Source organism: Flavobacterium anhuiense, from assembly GCF_050990855.1.
Classification (GTDB): domain Bacteria; phylum Bacteroidota; class Bacteroidia; order Flavobacteriales; family Flavobacteriaceae; genus Flavobacterium; species Flavobacterium anhuiense_C.
On sequence record NZ_CP158861.1, the window covers coordinates 591,569 to 613,158 of the forward strand.

The 21,590-nt window shown below is 34.2% G+C and carries 15 protein-coding genes; 10 read left to right on the top strand and 5 right to left on the bottom strand.

Annotated elements, in window-relative coordinates; all coding sequences use genetic code 11:
* Nucleotides 1-93 precede the first annotated feature (93 nt).
* A complete protein-coding gene (locus ABTV69_RS02845) occupies nt 94-3,120 on the bottom strand; it encodes a leucine--tRNA ligase (protein ID WP_433834067.1) in 3,027 nt (1,008 codons plus the stop codon).
* A gap of 269 nt (nt 3,121-3,389) precedes the next feature.
* Between ABTV69_RS02845 and ABTV69_RS02850 the strand changes: the two genes are divergently transcribed.
* The 6 genes from ABTV69_RS02850 (at nt 3,390) to truB (ending at nt 9,571) form a co-directional block, all read left to right on the top strand.
* Complete coding sequence (locus tag ABTV69_RS02850) at nt 3,390-3,737, top strand: winged helix-turn-helix domain-containing protein (protein ID WP_433834069.1); 348 nt, start codon at nt 3,390-3,392, stop codon at nt 3,735-3,737.
* Nucleotides 3,738-3,926: 189 nt separating this feature from the next.
* Nucleotides 3,927-6,482, top strand: coding sequence for a TonB-dependent receptor (locus tag ABTV69_RS02855; protein WP_433834071.1), 2,556 nt, complete (start codon nt 3,927-3,929; stop codon nt 6,480-6,482).
* A gap of 264 nt (nt 6,483-6,746) precedes the next feature.
* A complete protein-coding gene (locus tag ABTV69_RS02860; RefSeq protein WP_433834073.1) occupies nt 6,747-7,622 on the top strand; it encodes a cell division protein FtsX in 876 nt (291 codons plus the stop codon).
* A 105-nt stretch (nt 7,623-7,727) separates the two neighbouring features.
* The gene (locus ABTV69_RS02865) at nt 7,728-7,979 is read left to right on the top strand and encodes a DUF3098 domain-containing protein (RefSeq protein WP_433834075.1); all 252 of its coding nucleotides are present in this window, start codon (nt 7,728-7,730) and stop codon (nt 7,977-7,979) included.
* Nucleotides 7,980-8,081: 102 nt separating this feature from the next.
* Complete coding sequence (locus ABTV69_RS02870; protein ID WP_433834077.1) at nt 8,082-8,879, top strand: undecaprenyl-diphosphate phosphatase; 798 nt, start codon at nt 8,082-8,084, stop codon at nt 8,877-8,879.
* Nucleotides 8,879-9,571, top strand: a complete 693-nt coding sequence (gene truB, locus ABTV69_RS02875) for a tRNA pseudouridine(55) synthase TruB (protein ID WP_433834079.1) — start codon at nt 8,879-8,881, stop codon at nt 9,569-9,571. The genes ABTV69_RS02870 and truB overlap by 1 nt, the downstream gene beginning before the upstream one ends.
* 335 nt (nt 9,572-9,906) lie before the next feature.
* Here truB and ABTV69_RS02880 read toward each other — a convergent pair whose 3' ends face one another.
* On the bottom strand, nt 9,907-10,524 hold the full coding sequence (locus ABTV69_RS02880) for a thioredoxin family protein (RefSeq protein ID WP_433834082.1): 618 nt from the start codon (nt 10,522-10,524) through the stop codon (nt 9,907-9,909).
* Between the two features lie 441 nt (nt 10,525-10,965).
* On the opposite strand from ABTV69_RS02880, the gene pyrH reads away from it, so the two are divergent.
* The 3 genes from pyrH to ABTV69_RS02895 all read left to right on the top strand — a co-directional run bounded on the left by pyrH (nt 10,966) and on the right by ABTV69_RS02895 (nt 14,926).
* Complete coding sequence (pyrH, locus tag ABTV69_RS02885; RefSeq protein WP_144217214.1) at nt 10,966-11,673, top strand: UMP kinase; 708 nt, start codon at nt 10,966-10,968, stop codon at nt 11,671-11,673.
* Nucleotides 11,674-11,747: 74 nt separating this feature from the next.
* Nucleotides 11,748-12,311, top strand: coding sequence for a ribosome recycling factor (gene frr, locus ABTV69_RS02890; RefSeq protein WP_433834084.1), 564 nt, complete (start codon nt 11,748-11,750; stop codon nt 12,309-12,311).
* 119 nt (nt 12,312-12,430) lie between these two features.
* Nucleotides 12,431-14,926, top strand: a complete 2,496-nt coding sequence (locus ABTV69_RS02895) for a DUF5686 family protein (protein ID WP_433834086.1) — start codon at nt 12,431-12,433, stop codon at nt 14,924-14,926.
* 169 nt (nt 14,927-15,095) lie between these two features.
* On the opposite strand, the gene ABTV69_RS02900 is transcribed toward ABTV69_RS02895, so the two are convergent.
* The 3 genes from ABTV69_RS02900 to ABTV69_RS02910 all read right to left on the bottom strand — a co-directional run bounded on the left by ABTV69_RS02900 (nt 15,096) and on the right by ABTV69_RS02910 (nt 18,928).
* Complete coding sequence (locus tag ABTV69_RS02900) at nt 15,096-17,366, bottom strand: cation:proton antiporter (protein ID WP_433834089.1); 2,271 nt, start codon at nt 17,364-17,366, stop codon at nt 15,096-15,098.
* A gap of 118 nt (nt 17,367-17,484) precedes the next feature.
* Nucleotides 17,485-18,204, bottom strand: coding sequence for a LytR/AlgR family response regulator transcription factor (locus ABTV69_RS02905; RefSeq protein ID WP_433834091.1), 720 nt, complete (start codon nt 18,202-18,204; stop codon nt 17,485-17,487).
* The gene (locus ABTV69_RS02910) at nt 18,167-18,928 is read right to left on the bottom strand and encodes a sensor histidine kinase (protein ID WP_433836660.1); all 762 of its coding nucleotides are present in this window, start codon (nt 18,926-18,928) and stop codon (nt 18,167-18,169) included. The genes ABTV69_RS02905 and ABTV69_RS02910 overlap by 38 nt, the downstream gene beginning before the upstream one ends.
* Nucleotides 18,929-19,151: 223 nt before the next feature.
* Here ABTV69_RS02910 and ABTV69_RS02915 point away from each other — a divergent pair, with 223 nt between their 5' ends.
* Nucleotides 19,152-21,518 (top strand): efflux RND transporter permease subunit, encoded by a 2,367-nt coding sequence (locus tag ABTV69_RS02915; RefSeq protein ID WP_433834093.1) that lies wholly within the window; start codon nt 19,152-19,154, stop codon nt 21,516-21,518.
* The last annotated feature ends 72 nt before the right edge of the window (nt 21,519-21,590 follow it).

Consider the following 21,590-nt stretch of genomic DNA (forward strand, 5'->3'; position numbering starts at 1 on the left):
TGAATTTCGTGGCAAAAAACTACGCCAAAAAAAATCCCAAACTCCAACAAAAATTGGAATTTGGGATTTATATTATTTGGAATTTAAAAATAATTAACCCACAAGGTTAATTATTTTCCCTGGAACGATAATTACTTTATTTGGTGTTCTACCATCTAATTGTTTTTGCGTTCTTTCATCTTTCATAACGATCTCTTCGATTTGTTCCTTAGTTAAATCCAAAGGCAATTCGATGGTGAAACGCATTTTTCCGTTGAAAGAAACTGGATATTCTTTATTGGTTTCAACCAAATGTTTTTCTTCAAAAATTGGGAACGCAACATTAGAAATTGAAGTTGTGTGCCCTAATTGCGACCATAATTCCTCAGCAATATGTGGAGCGTATGGTGAAACCAAAATGGCTAATGGCTCTAAAATCGCTCTTGAATGACAATTTTGAGAAGACAATTCGTTTACACAAATCATAAACTGAGAAACTGAAGTATTGAAAGAGAAATTCTCAATATCTTCTGCTACTTTTTTGATTGTTTTATGTAACGATTTCAAATTGTCTTTTGTTGGTTCGTCGTTGTTTACGATTAATCCATTGTCATCAAAATACAATCTCCATAATTTTTTAAGGAAACCAAAAACTCCCGAAATACCAGCTGTATTCCAAGGTTTTGCTTGCTCCAATGGTCCTAAGAACATTTCGTATAAACGTAATGTATCAGCTCCATATTCTGCACAAATATCATCTGGCGTAACTACATTGTATTTTGATTTTGACATTTTTTCAACTTCCGAATCAGCAAGCAAATCAAAACCTTCAATAAATTCCGCTTTTCCAAAAATAGAATCGAACATTTCCCATTTTTTAAATTCTTCAATATTAACTATCCAATTTTGATTTATATAATCAATAGGAATGTTATATTGCCTAGAATGAGAAAAATCAATTGTATCAAAACTTGAAAATAATTCTACCCATTTAGAATCAAGGGCAAGTGAAACTATTTTTTTTCTAAAAGCTTCAAAATAATTTTCATCTTCTATTTGGATTTTACTTCTGTGAGAATGTATAATATCCTTTGGCAATTCAATTATTTCATCTTTAAATTTTCCAGAAGAATCACTAACAACAAAAGTATTTGCCATTAATAATTTAGCACTAGTCCCTAAAATCATTCCCTGATTAATCAGTTTTTTGAATGGTTCTTCAGTTGGAGCCAAACCTTTATCTTTCAAGAATTTATTCCAGAAACGAGAATACAATAAGTGGCCTGTCGCATGTTCACTTCCTCCAATATACAAATCTACACTTTCCCAGTAAGCTAAAGCTTCTTTACTTGCAAATTCATTTTCATTGTGTGCATCCATATAACGCATCCAATACCATGAACTTCCTGCCCATCCTGGCATTGTGTTTAGTTCTAAAGGAAAAATCGAAACATTGTCAACTAAATCTGTATTAACAACTTTGTTCTGTTTTGTATCCCAAGCCCAAACTGCAGCGTTTCCTAATGGTGGCAATCCGTCTTCAGTTGGTAAATATTTCTCTACTTCTGGCAAAATAATTGGCAAGTGTTGTGCATCAATCATTTTTGGAAGTCCATTCACATAATAAACTGGGAATGGCTCGCCCCAATAACGCTGACGAGAGAAAACAGCATCACGCAAACGGTAATTGGTTTTTCCAGTTCCCTGACCAATTTCTTCCAATTTTTCGATTGCTTTTTTAGTTCCCTCTTTATAGTTTAATCCGTTTAAGAAATCAGAATTTGCGATTTCAACGTTGTCTTTAGATCCGTAAGCTGCTTCAGAAATATCAACATTGGCAAAAATATTTTTTATTTCCTGCATTCCGTTATGGCCTTTAAAGAAATTAGCAAAAGCGTAATCTCTTTCGTCACCGCAAGGAACCGCCATAACTGCCCCTGTTCCGTAACCTGCCAAAACATAATCTCCAATCCAAACCGGAATTGGTTCTTTTGTGAACGGATGCTCAGCATAAGCTCCTGTAAATGCACCAGAAATTGTTTTTACATCAGCCATACGCTCACGCTCAGAACGTTTAGACGTTTTTTCGATATAGTCTTCAATTTCGGCTTTTTGTTCTGGAGTTGTAATTTTAGCAACCAAATCATGTTCTGGCGCCAAAGTCATAAATGTTACTCCAAAAATAGTATCAGGTCTAGTCGTAAATACATCAATTACTTCATCGTGATTTTTCACTTTAAAAGTAACCATTGCACCAACCGATTTCCCGATCCAGTTTCTTTGCGATTCTTTAATTGATTCACTCCAATCAATATCATTTAAACCATCAAGCAAACGTTCGGCATAAGCAGAAATTCGCATGCTCCATTGTGTCATTTTTTTACGAATAACTGGAAATCCTCCACGCTCAGAAACTCCGTTTACGATTTCGTCATTTGCCAAAACTGTTCCTAATCCAGGACACCAGTTTACTTCTGTTTCTGCCAAATACGTTAATCTGTATTGTAAAAGGATTTTTTCTTTTTGTTCTTCAGAATACGAATTCCATTCGTCAGCAGTAAAAATCGTAACATTATCATCACAAACTGCTTCAACTAATGCATTTCCGCTTTCTTCAAAAACAGTTACCAACTCCGAAATATCAAATGCTTTTCCTTGTTTTCTGCAGTACCAAGAATTGAACAATTGGATAAAAATCCACTGCGTATGTTTATAATAATCAGGATTTGACGTACGTACTTCACGAGCCCAGTCAAAAGAAAAACCAATTTTGTCTAATTGTTTTCTATAACCAGCAATTTGTTTTCCTTCTTTATCTACTCCACCATCAATGTTTACGCGAGTTGTATCTTCTGGACGCTGACCTGTCTGAATTGCATATTGTTCTGCTGGTAATCCGAAACTATCGTATCCCATTGGATGCAAAACATTAAAACCTTGATGTCTCTTAAAACGAGAATACACATCTGAAGCAATATAACCCAGCGGATGCCCCACGTGTAACCCTGCTCCTGACGGATAAGGAAACATGTCGAGAACATAATGTTTCGGTTTTTCGGAGTTATTTTTTGCTGCAAAAGTTTGATTTTCTGCCCAATATTTTTGCCATTTGGCTTCAATTTCGTTTGGATTGTATTTCATTTTCTAAGGTTCAAAGTTGCAAAGTGACAAAGTCTCAAAGTTTCCTCACTTTATGAATTATCGCGCAAATTTACATTTATTGCGCATTGTAGCAAAGCTATTTCATTGACAAACAAATAAAATAGCAAAATACTTATTTTTAATTACGTAAAAATACTTATGTTTGCATCACTATTACGTAGTTTTAAATTATTTTTAATTTAACTTTCATTGTCATGAGAGAATCGGTTTACATAAAATAGCTACTTTTACCAATAAGCAAAAATTAAATGAGCAGCAACAAAAAATATTCGATTGAAGTCCGAGTTTGGATTGAAGAAGCTGAAGGCGCCTTTCTAGGAATTGGAAAAATCTGGCTTTTGGAAAACATCAAAAAAACAGGATCGATTACGAACGCTGCCAAAGAAATGAAAATGGCGTATCGTCAGGCTTGGCAGTTGGTTGAAGAAATGAATCAGCGTGCAGAAAAACCATTAGTAGAAAAATTATTGGGGGGAAAAGGCGGTGGCGGTGCCAAACTAACCGAAGCTGGAGAAAGAGCTATCGAAGTTTTTTATGAAGTTGAAAAACGTATTAAAGATTTTGCTCAGAAAGAAACTCAGAATCTGAAATTTTAATTTCTTGTTTCCCTGCAAGGTTTTCAAAACCTTGTAGGTATTTAAATAATAGGAAACACACCTACAAGGCTTTGAAAACCTTGCAGGAGCTAAAAAAATCATTTGAAAAAAAAACAAATTAGACCAAAAACATTTTTTTTTAACCCTCAGTATTCATTTTAAAACATACTGAAATTAACAACCAAAACCATGAACCAAAAACTGTATTTAATTTTTGTTTTTATAGGCCTTAAAAGTTTTTCTCAAATCCAAAATACCAAAACCAGAGACAGCATTAAAAAAGAAGAATTGAACGAAATTGTTATTACAGCCTCTCGTCGTTCCGAAAAATTAATGCATTCTCCTATTAGTATCGAGCAGTTAAAATCGGCAGAGGCCAAAGCAATGGGATCCCCAAGTATCTATGAAGCGCTTGAAAATGTAAAAGGCGTTCAAATTATTACGCCAAGTTTGGGTTTTAAAGTTATCAATACGAGAGGTTTTGCTAATTCAACCAACGTACGATTTGCACAATTAGTAGACGGAATCGACAATCAGGCTCCGCATCTGGGAGCTCCAATTGCCAATGCGCTTGGCGCGAATGATTTGGATATCGATAAAATCGAAATTATCCCAGGAACGGCTGCAGCCCTTTACGGAATGAACGCCATTAACGGTTTAGCCAATATCCAGACTAAAAATCCTTTTGAATATCAAGGCGTCGCCATTCAGCAATTAACAGGTGTCAATCATGTTGGAAATGTTGATCGGTTTTCTCCAAAAATATACTCTCAGTTTAATATGAGATTTGCCCAAAAGCTAAGCGAAAAATTTGCTTTTAAAGTAAATGCTTCGACAACGGGCGGTACAGATTGGGTTGCAGACGACAGAACTGATTTAGCACCAAACGCCAATGCATCGACTGGTTTATTTGGAGCTGATAATCCTGCTTACGACGAAGTTAACGGTTACGGAAATGAATCGGCGAACCGAAAAACCTTAAATCTTAATGGCAAAAATTATGTCGTTGCCAGAACTGGTTACCGTGAAACGGATATTTCTGATTATGGAATTCAGAATTATAAAGCTGATCTTGGACTTTATTTTCGACCAAAACAAGGACATGAATTAGTGGTAAATTATAAAACAGCGCTAATCAATACTATCTATCAGCGCTCGAACCGTTTTCGATTAGATAATTATACCTTAAATCAATTTGCATTAGATTATCATAGCCCCGTTTTTCAGGTTAGAGCTTACGCCACGACTGAAAATACGGGAGACTCATACAACATGCGTTCGTTAGCAGAAAATATGGATCGCGCTTATAAATCGGATGATAAATGGTTTGCAGATTATAGCACGGCTTATAAAAATGCTGTTGCAGGCGGAGCAAGCGTTGCCGATGCACACAGAATGGCCAGAACACAATCTGATGCTGGAAGATTTTTGCCAGGAACCGAAGCTTATGAAGAAAAGAAAAAAGAATTAATCAACATCAATAATTGGGATATTGGTGCGGCGCTGCGTGTAAAATCGACTTTGGTTCACGGCGAAGGATTAATCAATTGGGACAAGGCTTTTGTTTCTTTCTTCGAAAAAATCGACGCTAAATTGTTGAGCGGTGTCGATTACAGAAATTATATTATTGTTCCCGACGGAAATTATTTCATCAATCCAGTCCATGCCGATGAAAATCTGACGTATCAAAAAACTGGAGCTTTCACGCAAATCACAAAAGATTTTTTCTCTGATAAATTACGTTTAGGGGCAACTGTCAGAATGGACAAAGCCGATTATTTTGATGCAAAATTTACGCCTCAATTTACAGCAGTTTATTCGCCAAAAGAAACCCTAAACTTTAGAGCTTCCTATCAAACAGGTTATCGTTTCCCAAGCATTTTTGAAGGATTCTCTAATGTAAATTCAGGTGGAGTAAAACGTGTTGGAGGTTTACGAATTATGTCTGATGGCATTTTTGAAAATTCATTTACCAAAGCTTCAATCGATAAATTTCAGGCACAAGTTAACAGTGATGTCAATACGCTTGGTTTGACTCAGGCACAGGCTATTGAAAAAAATAAAAACACGATTCAGAAAAATCCGTACACGTATTTGGAACCTGAATTTGTAAAATCATTCGAAGTTGGTTTTAGAGGATTGGCACTAAACAAAAACCTTTTTATTGATGCCGATTTCTATTACAACTCTTATAAAAATTTCATTGCTCAGGTGGAAGCCAGTATTCCGAATACGCAAGATCCAAACTTGATTCCGACTTCTTTATATTCTAAAAACACGCAGAACCGTTATAGACTTTGGACCAATTCTAAAAGCAAAATTTACAATTACGGAGGAAGTTTAGGTTTAAGATATCGATTTGATAACATTTTTAGCGCTTTAACTAATCTTACTTACACAAAATTAGACCGAACAGATGATAAAGACGGTTTAGAAGACGGTTTCAACACACCAGAATTTAATGTAAACGGAACTTTGATGGCTCAAAATATCTGGAAAAATCTAGGCGCGAGTGTCACGGCGCGTTATCAAAACAATTTTGATTATGTTTCTTTTTTGGTTAGCGGAACGGTTCCTGCCTATTGGACAATGGACGCTCAGGTAAATTATGCTTTCAAAAAAGGGATCTCAGCAAAATTGGGCGGAACAAATATTTTAAATAAATCTTATACATCAATTCTTGGAGGCCCTTCAATTGGCGGATTGTATTATCTGTCTCTAGTTTGGGAAACGAATAAAATTTAAAAAACAAGTGTTTAACCGCAAAGAGCACAAGGTTTCTTCTAAGCAAAATGTTGCCAAACGCAAAGTTCGCAAAGCTTTATAATAACCAAGCTTTGCGAACTTTGCTTTATTATAAAACTATAGAATTAAAAAAACCTTGCGCACTTTGCGGTTAAATAACAACTTTTATTCAATATGGAATTGTACATTTATAGTATAAAAGTTTGTTATTAACTTTAAATAAAGAAATTCTTTATTATTTTTACCACATAATTTAAGCAGACTATGAGTTCTAACTTTGATAAATTTCAAAAGCGCAGGTTAATTTCCTCTTATTTTTCGGTTGTATTAAGTGTATTCTTGGTTTTATTCCTTTTAGGAGTACTAGGATTATTCATTATTAATTCTAAACAGTTAGCCGACGATTTTAAAGAAAAAATCGCCATGACAGTTTTCTTCAAAAATGAAGCAAATGATAGTATTATCAAAGCCTTTAACACTGAACTGAAAAGAGCGCCTTTTGCGAGATCTTTTGTTTATGTAACCAAAGAAAAAGCGGCAAAAGAGCATACAGACATTATCGGAGAAGATTTCTTAACCTTCTTGGGAGAAAATCCGTTATTGAATTCATACGACATTCACTTGAAAGCAGATTATGTAGAAAGAGACAGCATTGTTAAGATCGAAAGCAACTTTCGCAAAAATGCTATGATTTCAGATATTGTTTACGACAAACAATTGGTAAATCTGGTAAATGACAATATTAGAAAAGTGAGTATGTGGATTTTAATTATCAGCGGTTTCTTGACTGTTATTGCGGTTTTATTAATTAATAGCTCATTACGTTTATCGATACATTCCAATCGTTTTATCATCAAAACCATGCAGATGGTTGGTGCTACAAAAGCATTTATTCGTAAACCGTTTGTAATGCGAAGTGTAAAACTGGGAATGCTTGGTGCAGGTTTGGCTATTGTTGCTTTAATCGCACTTTTACTTTATGTAGATACTAATTTTCCTGGTTTAGGAATTCTAGAAGACAAGGCTTTAACTGGTTTAGTTTTGGTTGCGGTTTTCGGATTAGGAGTTTTAATTACTTGGGTAAGCACACATTTTGCAACACAACGTTTCTTGAATTTACGAACAGACGATCTTTATTAATTTGAGATTGCTGATTTTAGATTTTAGATTGAAATAGCCTTCGACTTCGCTCAGGCTGATAAAACAGACAAAATAACCGACTTGCTCGGGGATAAAAAAATAAAAATGAAAAATAATAAAGAAGAACAACAAGTTCAAAAACAAGAATTTCTTTTTGACAGCATTAATTATAAAATCCTTTTAATCGGCATTGCGGTTATTGCACTTGGGTTTATCTTAATGTCTGGTGGAGGAAGTACAGATCCGAATGTTTTTAACGAAGACATTTTCAGCTTTAGACGTATTCGTTTAGCTCCAACAACTGTTTTAATCGGTTTCGGAATCACGATTTATTCTATATTCAAAAAATCTAAATAATATAAGGTTTATAGATTTCCAATTGGAATGCCTTTCTCCCGAAGCTTCGGGATCGCTCAGGGTGATAATCTGAAATCTAAAATCTTAAATCTACCATTCTAAATGAACACTTTACAAGCTATTGTTCTTGCTATTATTGAAGGAATTACAGAATTTTTGCCTGTTTCTTCAACAGGTCACATGATTATCGCCTCTTCCTTTTTCGGAATAGCACACGACGATTTCACTAAACTTTTTACCATTGTAATTCAGCTTGGCGCGATACTTTCGGTTGTAATTTTGTACTTCAAACGTTTCTTTCAAACTTTTGATTTTTACTTTAAACTTCTTGTAGCTTTCATTCCTGCGGTTGTTTTAGGATTATTACTAAGCGATTTTATTGATGGCTTATTAGAAAATCCAATTACAGTTGCGGTTTCGCTTTTAATTGGAGGAATTATTTTATTGAAAGTGGACGAATGGTTTAACAATCCAAATACAGCTGAAACTTCACAAGAAATCAGCTATTTGCAAGCTTTTAAAATTGGTTTATTTCAATGTATTGCTATGATTCCTGGAGTTTCTCGAAGCGGAGCTAGTATCGTTGGCGGAATGTCTCAAAAATTATCTAGAACTACCGCTGCAGAATTTTCATTTTTCTTAGCCGTTCCAACGATGTTGGGAGCAACTGCAAAAAAATGCTACGATTATTACAAAGCAGGATTTGAATTGTCTCACGATCAAGTAAACATGTTGGTTATTGGAAATATTGTTGCTTTTGCTGTAGCTCTTTTAGCTATAAAAACATTCATCGGATTTTTAACTAAAAACGGCTTCAAAGTTTTTGGTTATTACCGAATCATTGCTGGAATCATTTTATTACTGATTCACTTTTTCATTCATCCGCTTACTATTATATAATGACACCCGAAGAATATTTAGAAGGTCAGGTTTTATTGATTGACAAACCTTTAAAATGGAGTTCATTTCAAGCTGTCAACAAATTAAAATACCTTTTAATAAATAAAGTTGGACTTCCAAAAAAGTTCAAGATTGGCCATGCAGGGACTTTAGATCCATTAGCGACAGGTCTTTTATTGATCTGCACTGGAAAATTCACCAAAAGAATTGCAGAACTTCAAGGTCAGGCGAAGGAATATACGGGTACGTTTTATATTGGCGCTACCACTCCATCTTATGATTTAGAAACCGAAATCGATCAGACTTTCCCGACCGATCATATTAATGAAGCTTTGATTCATGAAACGGTAAAACAATTTTTAGGCGAAATCGATCAGAAACCGCCAATTTTTTCTGCTATCAAAAAAGATGGTGTTCGTTTGTATGAACATGCGCGCGCTGGAGAATCAATTGAAATTGCAAGCCGAAAAACGACCATTCATGAATTTGAAATTACAAGAATTGCATTGCCAGAAATAGATTTTAGGGTTGTTTGTTCTAAAGGAACATATATTCGTTCCCTTGCTTATGATTTCGGAAAAGCAATGAATTCTGGTTCGCATTTAACTGTTTTGCGTAGAACTAAGATTGGCGATTACGATGTAAAAAATGCGATTGATATCACATTATTTGAAGAAAACTTAAATCGCTAGAAATAAAAAAGCACATTACATTGTTCAAAAAAGTAATGTGCCAAGCTCTTAAGAAAAGTAATTTTATTCCATACTCATCTCGATTTAATAGTGAGGCACATTTTTTCCTCCAAACAAAAATTTAGAAAAGAAATCATAAAACCTTTCGAATAACTTTTTCATAATAGTGTATTTTTTAATAGTTAAACATTAAATAAACACCAATAAAAAGAGTAAATCTGAAAGTTATAATAGAAGTGGGTTAGCATCACTAAGTTACGAAATTCTATTGAAGTCAAAAAGACTTTAAGATAATTTTATTAACAAACAATCTGTTTATCAGCAAATTAATCCGATTAAAGGCGATTATATTTAATATTTTCCATAATCTCGATCAGTTCTTCTTGAACTGAAATTCCTTTATCTGCTAAATACCATAACTGAAGATCCGTTTTTATTTTTTCGTCTATAGCCCCAACCTCTCTCTTGTGTTTTTCCATTAATTCGGTTGCACCTTTTGGTCTTGGCCCCCAATCGGCACGTACAATTCCGGCTTCTTTACAAATAACGATTATTTTTGGAATTGCTCTTCCTCCATTAGTTAAAAAATGACTCATCAAATCGTCGTTCTCATCGCGTAATGCAATTCTCAAATCGATTTTTTTGTTTGAAGCTAAAGCCATTTTATTTAATATTGGAAGAATTTGCGCTGCATCTCCACACCAACCTTCTGAAAGTACTAGCCAGATATAATGATTGTCTAGATTTTGGAGTTTATCTGAAACCGTTTCTGAAATAGCAATCGTTTTTTCAAGCCTATTCATTCTGGCTTCATTCAATTTGGAGTAATTGGTAAGGCTTTCAGATTGCTCATTTCCTGTTGATTTTCCTTCAGTCAATAAATCGGTTACTAATTTTCTGTATTCAGCATAAGAATGACTATTGAATAATGCTTTGGCTACGATGCTTTTCATATTTATTTCATTTTTAGGATACAATAAAAATACGAATTTTTGAAATGATGGAGAAATGACATTTATCACATTTAATAAGTCATTATTATTTCAATAATTCAAATTGTTTTTTTTTTACCGCAAAGCACGCTAAGAATTTTGTAGAAATGCAATAATTAAAGTTCGCAAAGCTTTGTGTTGACAAAGCTTTGCGAACTTGTTTTTTAAATTGCTCGCAAAGGCGCAGAGTCGCAAAGTTTTTTATATTCTTTGCGACTCTGCGTCTTTGCGAGATTAAAATCTTTGCGTTCTTTGCGCAAATCTTTGTGCCTTTGCGGTAAAAATCAAATTCCATTTAAAGGCTTTCAAAGTCTAAAACAACACGTTCGATTAATTTTTTGCAAACATTATTTTTAAAAATCAGAATATGTCTATATTTGCACAAATTAACGCAACACACACATGAAATATAAAAGAATTCTTCTAAAACTTAGCGGCGAAGCCCTAATGGGTGATTTACAATACGGTATTGACCCGAAAAGATTAGGCGAGTATGCAGATGAAATCAAGCAGATTCACGACAAAGGAGTAGAAATTGCTATTGTTATTGGAGGAGGAAATATTTTTAGAGGCGTTGCCGGAGCAAGCTCAGGAATGGACAGAGTGCAAGGTGACTATATGGGAATGCTTGCAACTGTTATTAACGGAATGGCTTTGCAAGGCGCTCTTGAAGATAAAGGGATGAAAACGCGTCTGCAGACCGCTTTGAAAATGGAATCTATTGCAGAACCATACATTAAAAGAAGAGCAGATCGCCACCTTGAAAAAGGTAGAATTGTAATTTTTGGTGCCGGAACTGGAAACCCGTATTTTACAACTGATACAGCTGCAGTTTTGAGAGGTATCGAAATCAATGCCGATGTTATCCTTAAAGGAACTCGCGTTGACGGTGTTTACGATTCTGATCCAGAGAAAAATGCTTCTGCAGTAAAATTTGATTTTATCTCATTTGATGATGTAATCAAAAAAGGATTAAATGTAATGGATACCACTGCTTTTACATTAAGCCAAGAAAACAAATTGCCAATTGTTGTTTTTGATATGAATAAAATCGGAAACCTATTGAAAATTTGCGCAGGCGAAAACATCGGAACTGTAGTAAATATATAGTCGTCAGTAACAGTTTACCGTCGCAAGCCGACTTTTTGCTGAAAACTGAGAATGAAAACTGAAAACAAAAAAAAATGACTGAAGAAATAGACTTTATTTTAGAAAGTACTGAGGAATCAATGAACGGTACTATTGCACACTTAGAGAAAGAATTTCTTAATATCCGTGCAGGAAAAGCTTCTCCAGCTATGCTTGGAGGTGTTTTTGTAGATTATTATGGTTCTCAAACACCGCTTTCTCAAGTATCTAAAATTAGTGTTCCAGATGCTAGAACAATTACATTGCAGCCATTTGAAAAAAATATGCTACAAGCAATTGAAAAAGCAATCATGATCGCTAACATTGGCTTCAATCCAATGAACAATGGAGATATGGTAATCATTAGCGTACCGCCATTGACAGAAGAGCGTCGTCGTGATTTGGCAAAACAAGCAAAATCTGAGGCAGAAGATGCTAAAATTGGTATTCGTAACTCTCGTAAAGATGCGAATACTGACATCAAAAAATTAGAAAAAGAAGGAACTTCAGAAGATATCTGTAAATCTGCAGAAGAAGAAGTTCAGAACTTAACAAACGCTTACATCAAAAAAATTGATGAGTTATTGGCTGCAAAAGAAGCCGAAATCATGAAAGTGTAATCAGAGATTGAGATAAAATAAAAAATCCGTTTGGTTTATTGTACCAGACGGATTTTTTTATTGCTATTTTTGCATACGAAAATTAAATTCTTTTCGTTTTTGAAACTATATCATTCTGTATGAAGCTATTTTGTTTTTTGACTTTGTTTTTTACGCTTACTCTTCAGGCGCAAATTCAAATAAACGGAATCGTAACCGATTCAAATAACAAACCTCTTCCGTTTGCCACCATTACCACCTCAGAAAACAATACCACCATTACCGATGTTGATGGGAAATTTATTTTTAAAATTAGTTCTTCAGCCACATCACTTACAGCTTCTTATATTGGTTTCAAAACCAAAACTATTGCCTTAATTAACAACAAAACGTTTTATTCTATTTCGCTTTTACAACAGACAGATGACCTAAAAGAAGTTGTAGTTTCTAATGAAAATCCTGCTTTAATGATAATTAGAAAAGTGATTGCCAATAAAACAACAAACAACCCGCAGAAAAAGCTCAATAGTTTTGAATATAAAACCTACAACAAACTTATTGTAACTGCTAATCCCGATTCGATTGATGGGCGTATAGATACTTCAGCGGCGTATAAAGATTTGAACAAAAGAATCATCAACATCGATTCTTCCGATTATAAGTTTAAAGAAATCGTAAGCAAACAGCATTTATTTCAAACTGAAAAAGTCTCACAATATCAATTTGGAAACAATAAATTAAAAGAAACTGTTTTAGGAACCAAAATCGCAGGTTTCAAACAGCCAATTTATGAGGTTCTGGCTTTCAATCTTCAGTCCATTTCGATTTACGATTCGAAATATGAATTATTCGAAACCAAATACGAAAATCCGATTTCGAATAATGCCCCTTCCAATTACAATTACAAACTCCTAGATACTGTTAGTATCAGAGGCCGCGATACGTATATGATTTATTTCAAGAATAAGTCAAAACACAGAGCTTCTGGATTGGAAGGAGTTTTATATATTGACAAAGAAAATTTTGCTATTGCGAAAGCTGTAATGCGAATTAAAGGTGTTTTGGACATCAGCGGCATTCATGAATTTGAATATATTCCAAAAGAAAAAATTTGGTTTCAAAGCAATACCACTTTCAAAATCGTAAAAGGGAAAAATGATGATGATATTCGAATCTTAGGCGGAACCATTCAGTTTGATGGAGATGTAGAAGAGAATTTCGAACCCAGAAAAAAAGTGGCCTCAGATTTCACCTATCTGCTTTCAGAAAGCAATAGTTTTGATGTTCGTGTGAACACCAACAATCCGATAAAAAATCCTTCGCTCTATATCGAAATTAAAGATGACGCCGCTAAGAAACCCGAAAGCTTTTGGGAAGCTTATCGAAAAGAAAATCTCGATTTAAAGAGCCAAAAAACCTATTTATTATTAGATAGCCTTTCTATTCGAAATCGAATTGAAAAACGCCTAGGAATCGGCCGAAAAATCATAAATGGCTTCTACCCGATTGGTCCTATCGATTTGGATTTAAAAAAAATTATCAGTTATAATAACTACGAAGGTTTTCGCTTAGGTGTAGGAGGTATTACAAATGATCGTTTATCGAAAAACTTCCGTTTAGAAGGTTATGGTGCTTACGGAACAAAAGATGGAGTTTTTAAATACAGCGGAGGCGCTGGCGTTTTATTAGACAAACATACCAACACTTGGTTTAATGGTTATTATGCTGATGATGTTCGAGAAATTGCGAGTACGGTTTTTGCAGTTGACAAACGCGTTTTCAAAATCTATGACCCGCGTCCGATTAACATTAGTACTTTTTATGAATATACAGGCTGGCGCGCCAATGTGCAAACCAAATTAATCCCGAAAACGGAAGCTGTTTTAGAACTTTCAAGAAATAATATCGAGCCAAAATTTGATTATCTCTATAACCTAAACGGAAAACTGTATTCTAGCTATATTATGACCACCGCGATGCTTTCTATCGTGTGGGCGCCTTTTAGCAATTATATGCAAACTCCGACGGGTCGAACTGAAAGTGATAAAAAATTTCCGAGATTTACTTTGCAGTATACGCAATCCCTGCCGAATGTTTTTGATAATGATTTTACTTTTAGCAAAATAGATTTTAAGGCCGAATACGAAAAACAATATTTAAACCGTCAAAAAACAGGTTTGCTTTTACAAGCGGGTTATGCAATGGGCGATGTTCCTATTACACATTTGTACAATACTGCGCCTAACAACTTAACAAAAGAAACTGTAATTCAACGTATCACTTTTGCGGGAAGAAATGCCTTTGAAACCATGTATTTTAACGAGTTCTTCTCGAGCCAATATCTGATGTTTCAAATTAAACATGGTTTTGACCGAATTAGAATTATGAGAAAAGTTCGTCCGTCATTGGTTTTAGTTACTAGAATGGCTTGGGGAACTATGGAAAATCCAGAACAGCATGTTGGTCCAGCTTATAAAACTCTAGATAAAGGTTATTTTGAATCAGGATTAGAATTGAACAGGATTTTTAAAGGTATCGGTTTAGGAGGATTCTACAGATATGGTCCAAATCAGTTAATGAGGTTTGAGGATAATATCGCGGTTAAGATTTCTTATATGCTTGATCTTGGGCTTTAAAATTTTAAATTCCAATAAAGAAATTCCAAATTCCAAATTCCAATTTTGAACGTAAAAAACTTTGTCAAAGTTTGAAACTTTGACAAAGTTCTACTAAATCAATGAAAAATCCCAAACTCCAACAGTAATTAGGAATTTGAAATTTTAAAAAATTGGAATTTCCAGAAAATTATGGTTTCAGAATCAAAACCGATGGTGAGTTATTCAGCCAAATACTTTGCGATTCGATCAATTTTTTCCAGCTGTCTAAACTGATAATCATTAAATCTTGACTTTCCAAAAATTCTTTCTTTAATGTTCGATCATTCATAATCATGATATGATTAGGAGCAATCTGCTCGATAGAACGAATAGTTTCTTGAATTTCTCTTGTGTTTTTCACTTCTCCGCCAGCATCCAAAACTGTAATCTGAGAACCGTTATTATTGATTAGTTTTTTAGCATATTCAATTAAGAAAGCATCTTCTTTACTAAAAATAGGCATCAAAACTTGATTGACTTCCTCTAGATCTTTATCGATAAAAATCCCAACAGGCATTTTAGATTTTAAAATGATATGACGTGTTCTTTCATCAAACGGATTATTTTCAAACAAGCCTTCTTTTCCTGTAAACTTATCAATCAAACGATCTGGATTCACAATTCTGGTGGTAAAGCCTAGAATTTTCCCCAATAAAGTTCCGTCAAAAATAGATTGCCCTAAACCAACCAGCAATAAATCATATTCCCCCTGATTTGCGGTATCAATAATATCCGAATCAATATCATTAGAAACTTTAAACAAACTCACCACATCCTGATTCAAAGCATTTGATTCTTCGATAACTGGAATGAGCATTTTCTTCTCATGTTCCTTTACATCAAAAGAATGCACTTCTGTACTCAAAGAAAGATGCATTGCTGTTACAACAGAATTCTCAGTTTGCTTCTTTACTAGACTGTTGGCAATTTTAAGCAGTTTTTTACCTTTTTCTGGAGTTGCAAACGAAAGCAAAATCTTGTATTTGCTTTTGCTACCAATTTCCTCTGGAACAGCCGTCTCTTTATCTTTAAAAATAAATCCGATAAAATCTAAAGCTGGTCCCGTCATAAAAGTAGTGACCAATGCCATGATTACCATCATCGTAAAAATTTCTGTTGATAATACGCCAAGATCGTAACCGATATTTAAAACTACCAATTCCATTAAACCTCTTGTATTCATCAAAGCACCAATGGCTAAACTGTCTTTCCAATTTTGTCCCATAAATTTCGCTGCTAGAGCACTTCCGAAGAATTTACCAACTACTGCAACTAAAATAATCAGACCTGTAATCTTCCACAATTCAGGATCATTCAACAACCCGATTTGAGTACGCAAACCTGTAAACACAAAGAATAATGGCAATAAAACAATAATGGCAACGTCTTCTACTTTTTCAATAAATATGTTTCTGAATTTGTTGTTTTCTGGCATAATTGCTCCAGCAAGAAAAGCGCCGAACAAAGCGTGAATTCCAATTAACTCAGAGGCATAAGCAGAAATTAAAAGGGTAATAAAGAAAATGGCAACAACAGGTTTATTTAAACTTTCGCGGGTAGCATTTAAATCTCCTACTCTTTTTAAGAAGGGACGAACAATTTTTAGCATGATAATAACATACAAAATTGCCATTCCGATTACGTAAAGTGAACTCGAAAGCGAACCTGCTTTTACAATTGCAATAACAACTGCCAGAATACACCAAGCTGTAATATCGTCTGCGGCTGCGCAAGTAATCGCGATGGTTCCTAATTTTGTCTTCTGCATACCGCGTTCCTGAACTATTCTAGCCAAAACCGGGAATGCCGTAATACTCATGGCAATTCCCATAAATAATCCGAAAGAAGAAAACTCAACTCCCAACGGCGCGTACGTTTCATAAATAAAAAAAGCGAGTGATAAACCTAAAGCAAACGGAATTACAATACTAGCGTGACTGATTACAACAGCATCGTGCGCTTTATTTTTTAGGACTTTCAAATCCAATTCCATTCCGATTACAAACATGAAAAGGATTAAACCAATTTGGCTTAAAAACTGCAGATTGCCTAAAGATGCTGCAGGAAATAAAGCGGCTGAAAACTCTGGAAAATACATTCCCACCAAAGATGGTCCTAAAACAATTCCGGCAATCATTTCGCCAATTACTGACGGCTGTCCGATTTTTCTAAAAAACCATCCAAACAAACGAGCCACTAAAATGATGGTTACAATCTGCGCCAATAAAATGGCCAAAGGATGCTGCAGATTTTCGATCATAGAATGAAGAAAGTCTTTCCAATGATTGCTTTCTACACTTTTCTTTACAATATTACGCCCAACTTCTAATGAGGCACCTTTAGAAATCACCCAATATATTAGCGCTGTAAAACCACCAATAACTGTTACATAAAATACAGAGTTCTTTATATTATTCATAAACTCGTTCTTTAGATTTAATTGCCACAAATATCCGCACTGTGAATTTAGTGAAAAAGTAATTCAGTTGTTAATTTCAATCGTATGTAACAAGTCAGGAAAAAATTGTAATAAGTTTTTAGATTTTGACCTTTTTTAAGAAATCGGCGCGATAGGTTTCGCTTAGAATTAGAGTTGTATTTTTATTGTTTTCGTCTAAATGATGCAGAACAATTTCATTATGATTAAAGAATTTGATTGCCTTTACCGCCACAATCTCTTTTTTATTGATTCGGCAGAAATCAGCATCCGGCAATTCATTTAAAAGGGTATCAAACTTTACGTTTTTCAAATTCAAAAAACTTCCATCCGTAAGCAAAACCGCTTTGTCTCGGCTATCGCTTGCAGCAGTTGTGATATATTGAATTTTATTAAAATACAGCAGCGTTTTTCCTTTGTCAGTATTAAGCTGAATGAATTTTTTATCGGAGTTCGATTTTTCAAAACGCTCCAAAGCTTTTCCGATTGCCTTCTGTAAACGCTCCAATTTTACCGGCTTTGTGATATAATCTACAGCATCAATATTAAATGCTTCAGCCGCATATTCTTTATACGCTGTACAAAAAATCACCAATTTATCCTGTAATTTTTCAGCCAGATGCAATCCGTCAATTCCGGGCATTTCAATATCCGAAATCAGCAGATCAAAATCTAAACCAGGAATTTCAGACAACAGCTTTTCAGGATTATTAAAAGTTTTTACGATTTCCAGTTCTGGAATCTGTTCGCAAAGCATTTTTAGGTAAGTCAATCCTGGAAGTTCATCGTCCAGAAGCAAGCATTTCAGTTTTGTATTCAAGTAAATCAATTTTTAGATGGGCAATATAAACATCGTTTTCTATAAACCTATCGAGTTTGAAATTATTCTTATAAATAATGCGAAGACGATGCTCAAGTGTTGTATGACCAATACCTCCTCGTTCTTTTTTCAGTACTTTTTTATCTGAGATTTTGTTTGAAACCGTCATGGAAAAAGCATTGTTTTTAAATTCAAAAACAACCGAAATAAAAGCATCTGCACTTTGAAGATCGGCATGTTTAAAAGCGTTTTCAATTAAATCAATTGAAATTAAAGGCGCCAACAAAGGCTGATCGTACAATTTGTCTTCTTCATTGATATTCGTTTTCACTTTCAGCTCAAAAAGCGGACTAATTTTGATTTTATTTATTTCAATTAAATTCAGTGCAAAATCAATTTCTTCTTTTGCCGTGACAAATTTCTTTTTGCTTTCGTATAAAATATAATCCAAAACATTGGCCAGTTTATCTAAAGCAAAATAAGTTTGGTAAGCGTGTGACTGAATTGAATTTAAAATATTCTTAAACAGATGCGGGTTCAGTTTGGATTCTAGAGTTTCCAACTGCAAATCATTTACTTTCATTTCGAGTGCATAAAAGCTTTTTTCGGCATCGTCTTTTGCTTTTTTCGCTTGTACCAATTGATAAATCATAAAGCAAATGATCACAATTAAAAGCAAAAGAATGGCTAGAAAAATGAAAGTTGTAGTATTATTTTGTTGCATTGTCGCTGATCTATTTTTTAATTGCAAAATTACAATAACAGTATTTTTTACTGTAAAATTAATTGCAAATATGGCAAAAGCTGACGAGTAATTGATAAGAGTAAGTAAATTATCTCCACTTTTAAAGATCATATATTTTGTGTTAACATAAAGTAAAATAGAACGGAATATTTATGATTTCGAGCACTTTTCACTACATTTGCATCCATTTTTTAAAGATGTTATGAAAAACACTATTCAAGTTGGATTTTGGGAAAAACTAGCCCGAATCATACTTAAAAACCGAATTACGATTCTGGTTATACTTTCTGCTTTAACACTTTTCTTTGGTTATCAGTGGAAAAATCTTGCTATGACTTATACAGAAGCCAACTTACTTCCGAAAGATCATATTGCGAATAAAGATTATCAAAAATTCCTTGATAAGTTTGGTGAAGAAGGGAATCTTGTAGTTATTGGTTTTAAGGATGCGAAGCTTTTTACTCCTAAAAATTATGCCGCTTGGACCGAATTAATGGACGGTTTGAAAAAAGCCAAAGAAGTAGATTTGGTAATTTCTTTGAATGATTTAAAGAAATTAGAAAAAGATACGGTAAACCAAAAATTTGTTTTAGCACCTTTTATCGACAAAAGTAAAGTTCTTGATGCTAATTATTTAAAAAGTGTTCAATATGATTTGTTTCACAATTTGCCTTTTTATGAAGGGCTTTTGTTTAACAAAGAAAGCGGAAGTGTGCGATCTGCCATTTACATGAACAAAGCATTAGTAAATACGGCTGAAAGAAAGACTTTTATTCTTCAAAATCTAGTTCCAAAAATCAATAAGTTCGAAAAAACAACTGGAATTGACCTGAAAGTTTCTGGAATGCCCTACATCAGAACGATCAATGCGAACGACATGAAAGGCGAAATCGGGCTTTTCATTGGAGCGTCTTTATTGACGGTTTCATTGATTTTCTTTTTCTTTTTCCGTTCGTTTAGAGCTACGTTCATTTCAATCTGCATTTTAATTGTTGGTGTAACGTGGTCGTTTGGAATATTGGGATTATTCGGTTATAAGATCACGATTTTAACGGCAATTATTCCACCTCTTATTATTGTAATCGGGATTACAAACTGCATTTTCTTGATTAATAAATACCAGCAGGAAATTAAATTGCACAACAATCAGGCAAAAGCATTACAACGTGTAATTTCAAAAATTGGACATTCGACTTTTATGACCAATTTAACGGCTGCAATTGGTTTTGCAACTTTGATGATTACAGGAAACGAATTGCTTTTTGAATTCGGTTTAGTAACTTCTATTAACGTACTTTCTGTTTATACTTTGACACTTTTTATCGTGCCGATTATTTACAGCTTTATGCCGTTGCCAAAAGCAAAACATTTATATCACTTAGATAAAACATATATTTCTACGCTTTTAAGTACAGTTACCACTATTGTTAAAGGCAAAAAGACAATTGTTTATACTATTTATGCTATACTTTTTATTGTGAGTTTAAATGGTGTGAGACAAATGAAAGTTTCAGGAAGTTTGATTGGTGAAATGCCAAAAAGCGCTTCTTTCTTCAAAGATATTTTATTTTACGAAAAAGAATTCAACGGTGTTATGCCATTGGAAATCATGATCGATACCAAAAAGAAAAAAGGCGTTATGAAGCCGTCGACAATTCGTAAAATGGATGAATTGCAAAATACCATTGCTGAAATTCCAGAACTGGCAAAACCAGTTTCTGTAGTAAATCTGGTTAAATATGCTAAACAGGCATTCTACAACGGAAACCCTGAATATTACCAATTGCCGACTTCTCAGGAACAGACTTTTATTTTGGGTTATGCTAAAAATGCAACCAAAAACAGCAAAGAAAACTTAATGAAAGCCTACGTAGATTCTACAGGACAATATGCCAGAATCACGACTTTCATGAAAGATATCGGAACCGATGAAATGGCTGTTGTAGAACAGAAATTACGCAAAAAAATTGATGAAATTTTCCCGAAAGACCGTTATGAAGTTACTATTACCGGAAAAGCATTGGTTTTCCAAAAAGGAACCACTTATTTGGCGCACAACTTAATCGAATCATTGCTTTTTGCAATTGCAACTATTGCATTTTTGATGCTGTATTTATTCCGTTCTTTCAAAATGGTATTGGCATCTTTGATTACGAATATTTTACCTCTTTGTATTACTTCTGGATTGATGGGTTATTTCGGAATTCCATTAAAACCCTCAACAATTTTGGTATTCAGTATCGCTTTCGGAATCTCGGTTGATAATGCCATCCAGTTTATGGCGAAATACAAAGATGAATTGACTAAAAATAAAGGAAAAGTAAAAAAATCTGTTTTCAGTGCTTTAAGAGAAACGGGAGTAAGCACTTTCTATACTTCTATCGTTTTGATTTTAGGTTTTGCAACTTTCACTTTATCAAGCTTCAGCGGAACGATCGCTTTAGGAGGATTAATTTCTTGTACGTTGGTTTTCGCGATGTTTGCTAACTTGGTAGTTCTTCCTTCTTTAGTTTTGACTTTTGAGAAGAAGAAAACAAGGAAAGAGGAATTGGAGAATTTGGAGAAATAATTTTTTTACAACCTTAAGGTATCCGCCACGAATTCACGAATAAAACACAAATAATTCGTGAATTCGTGGCTT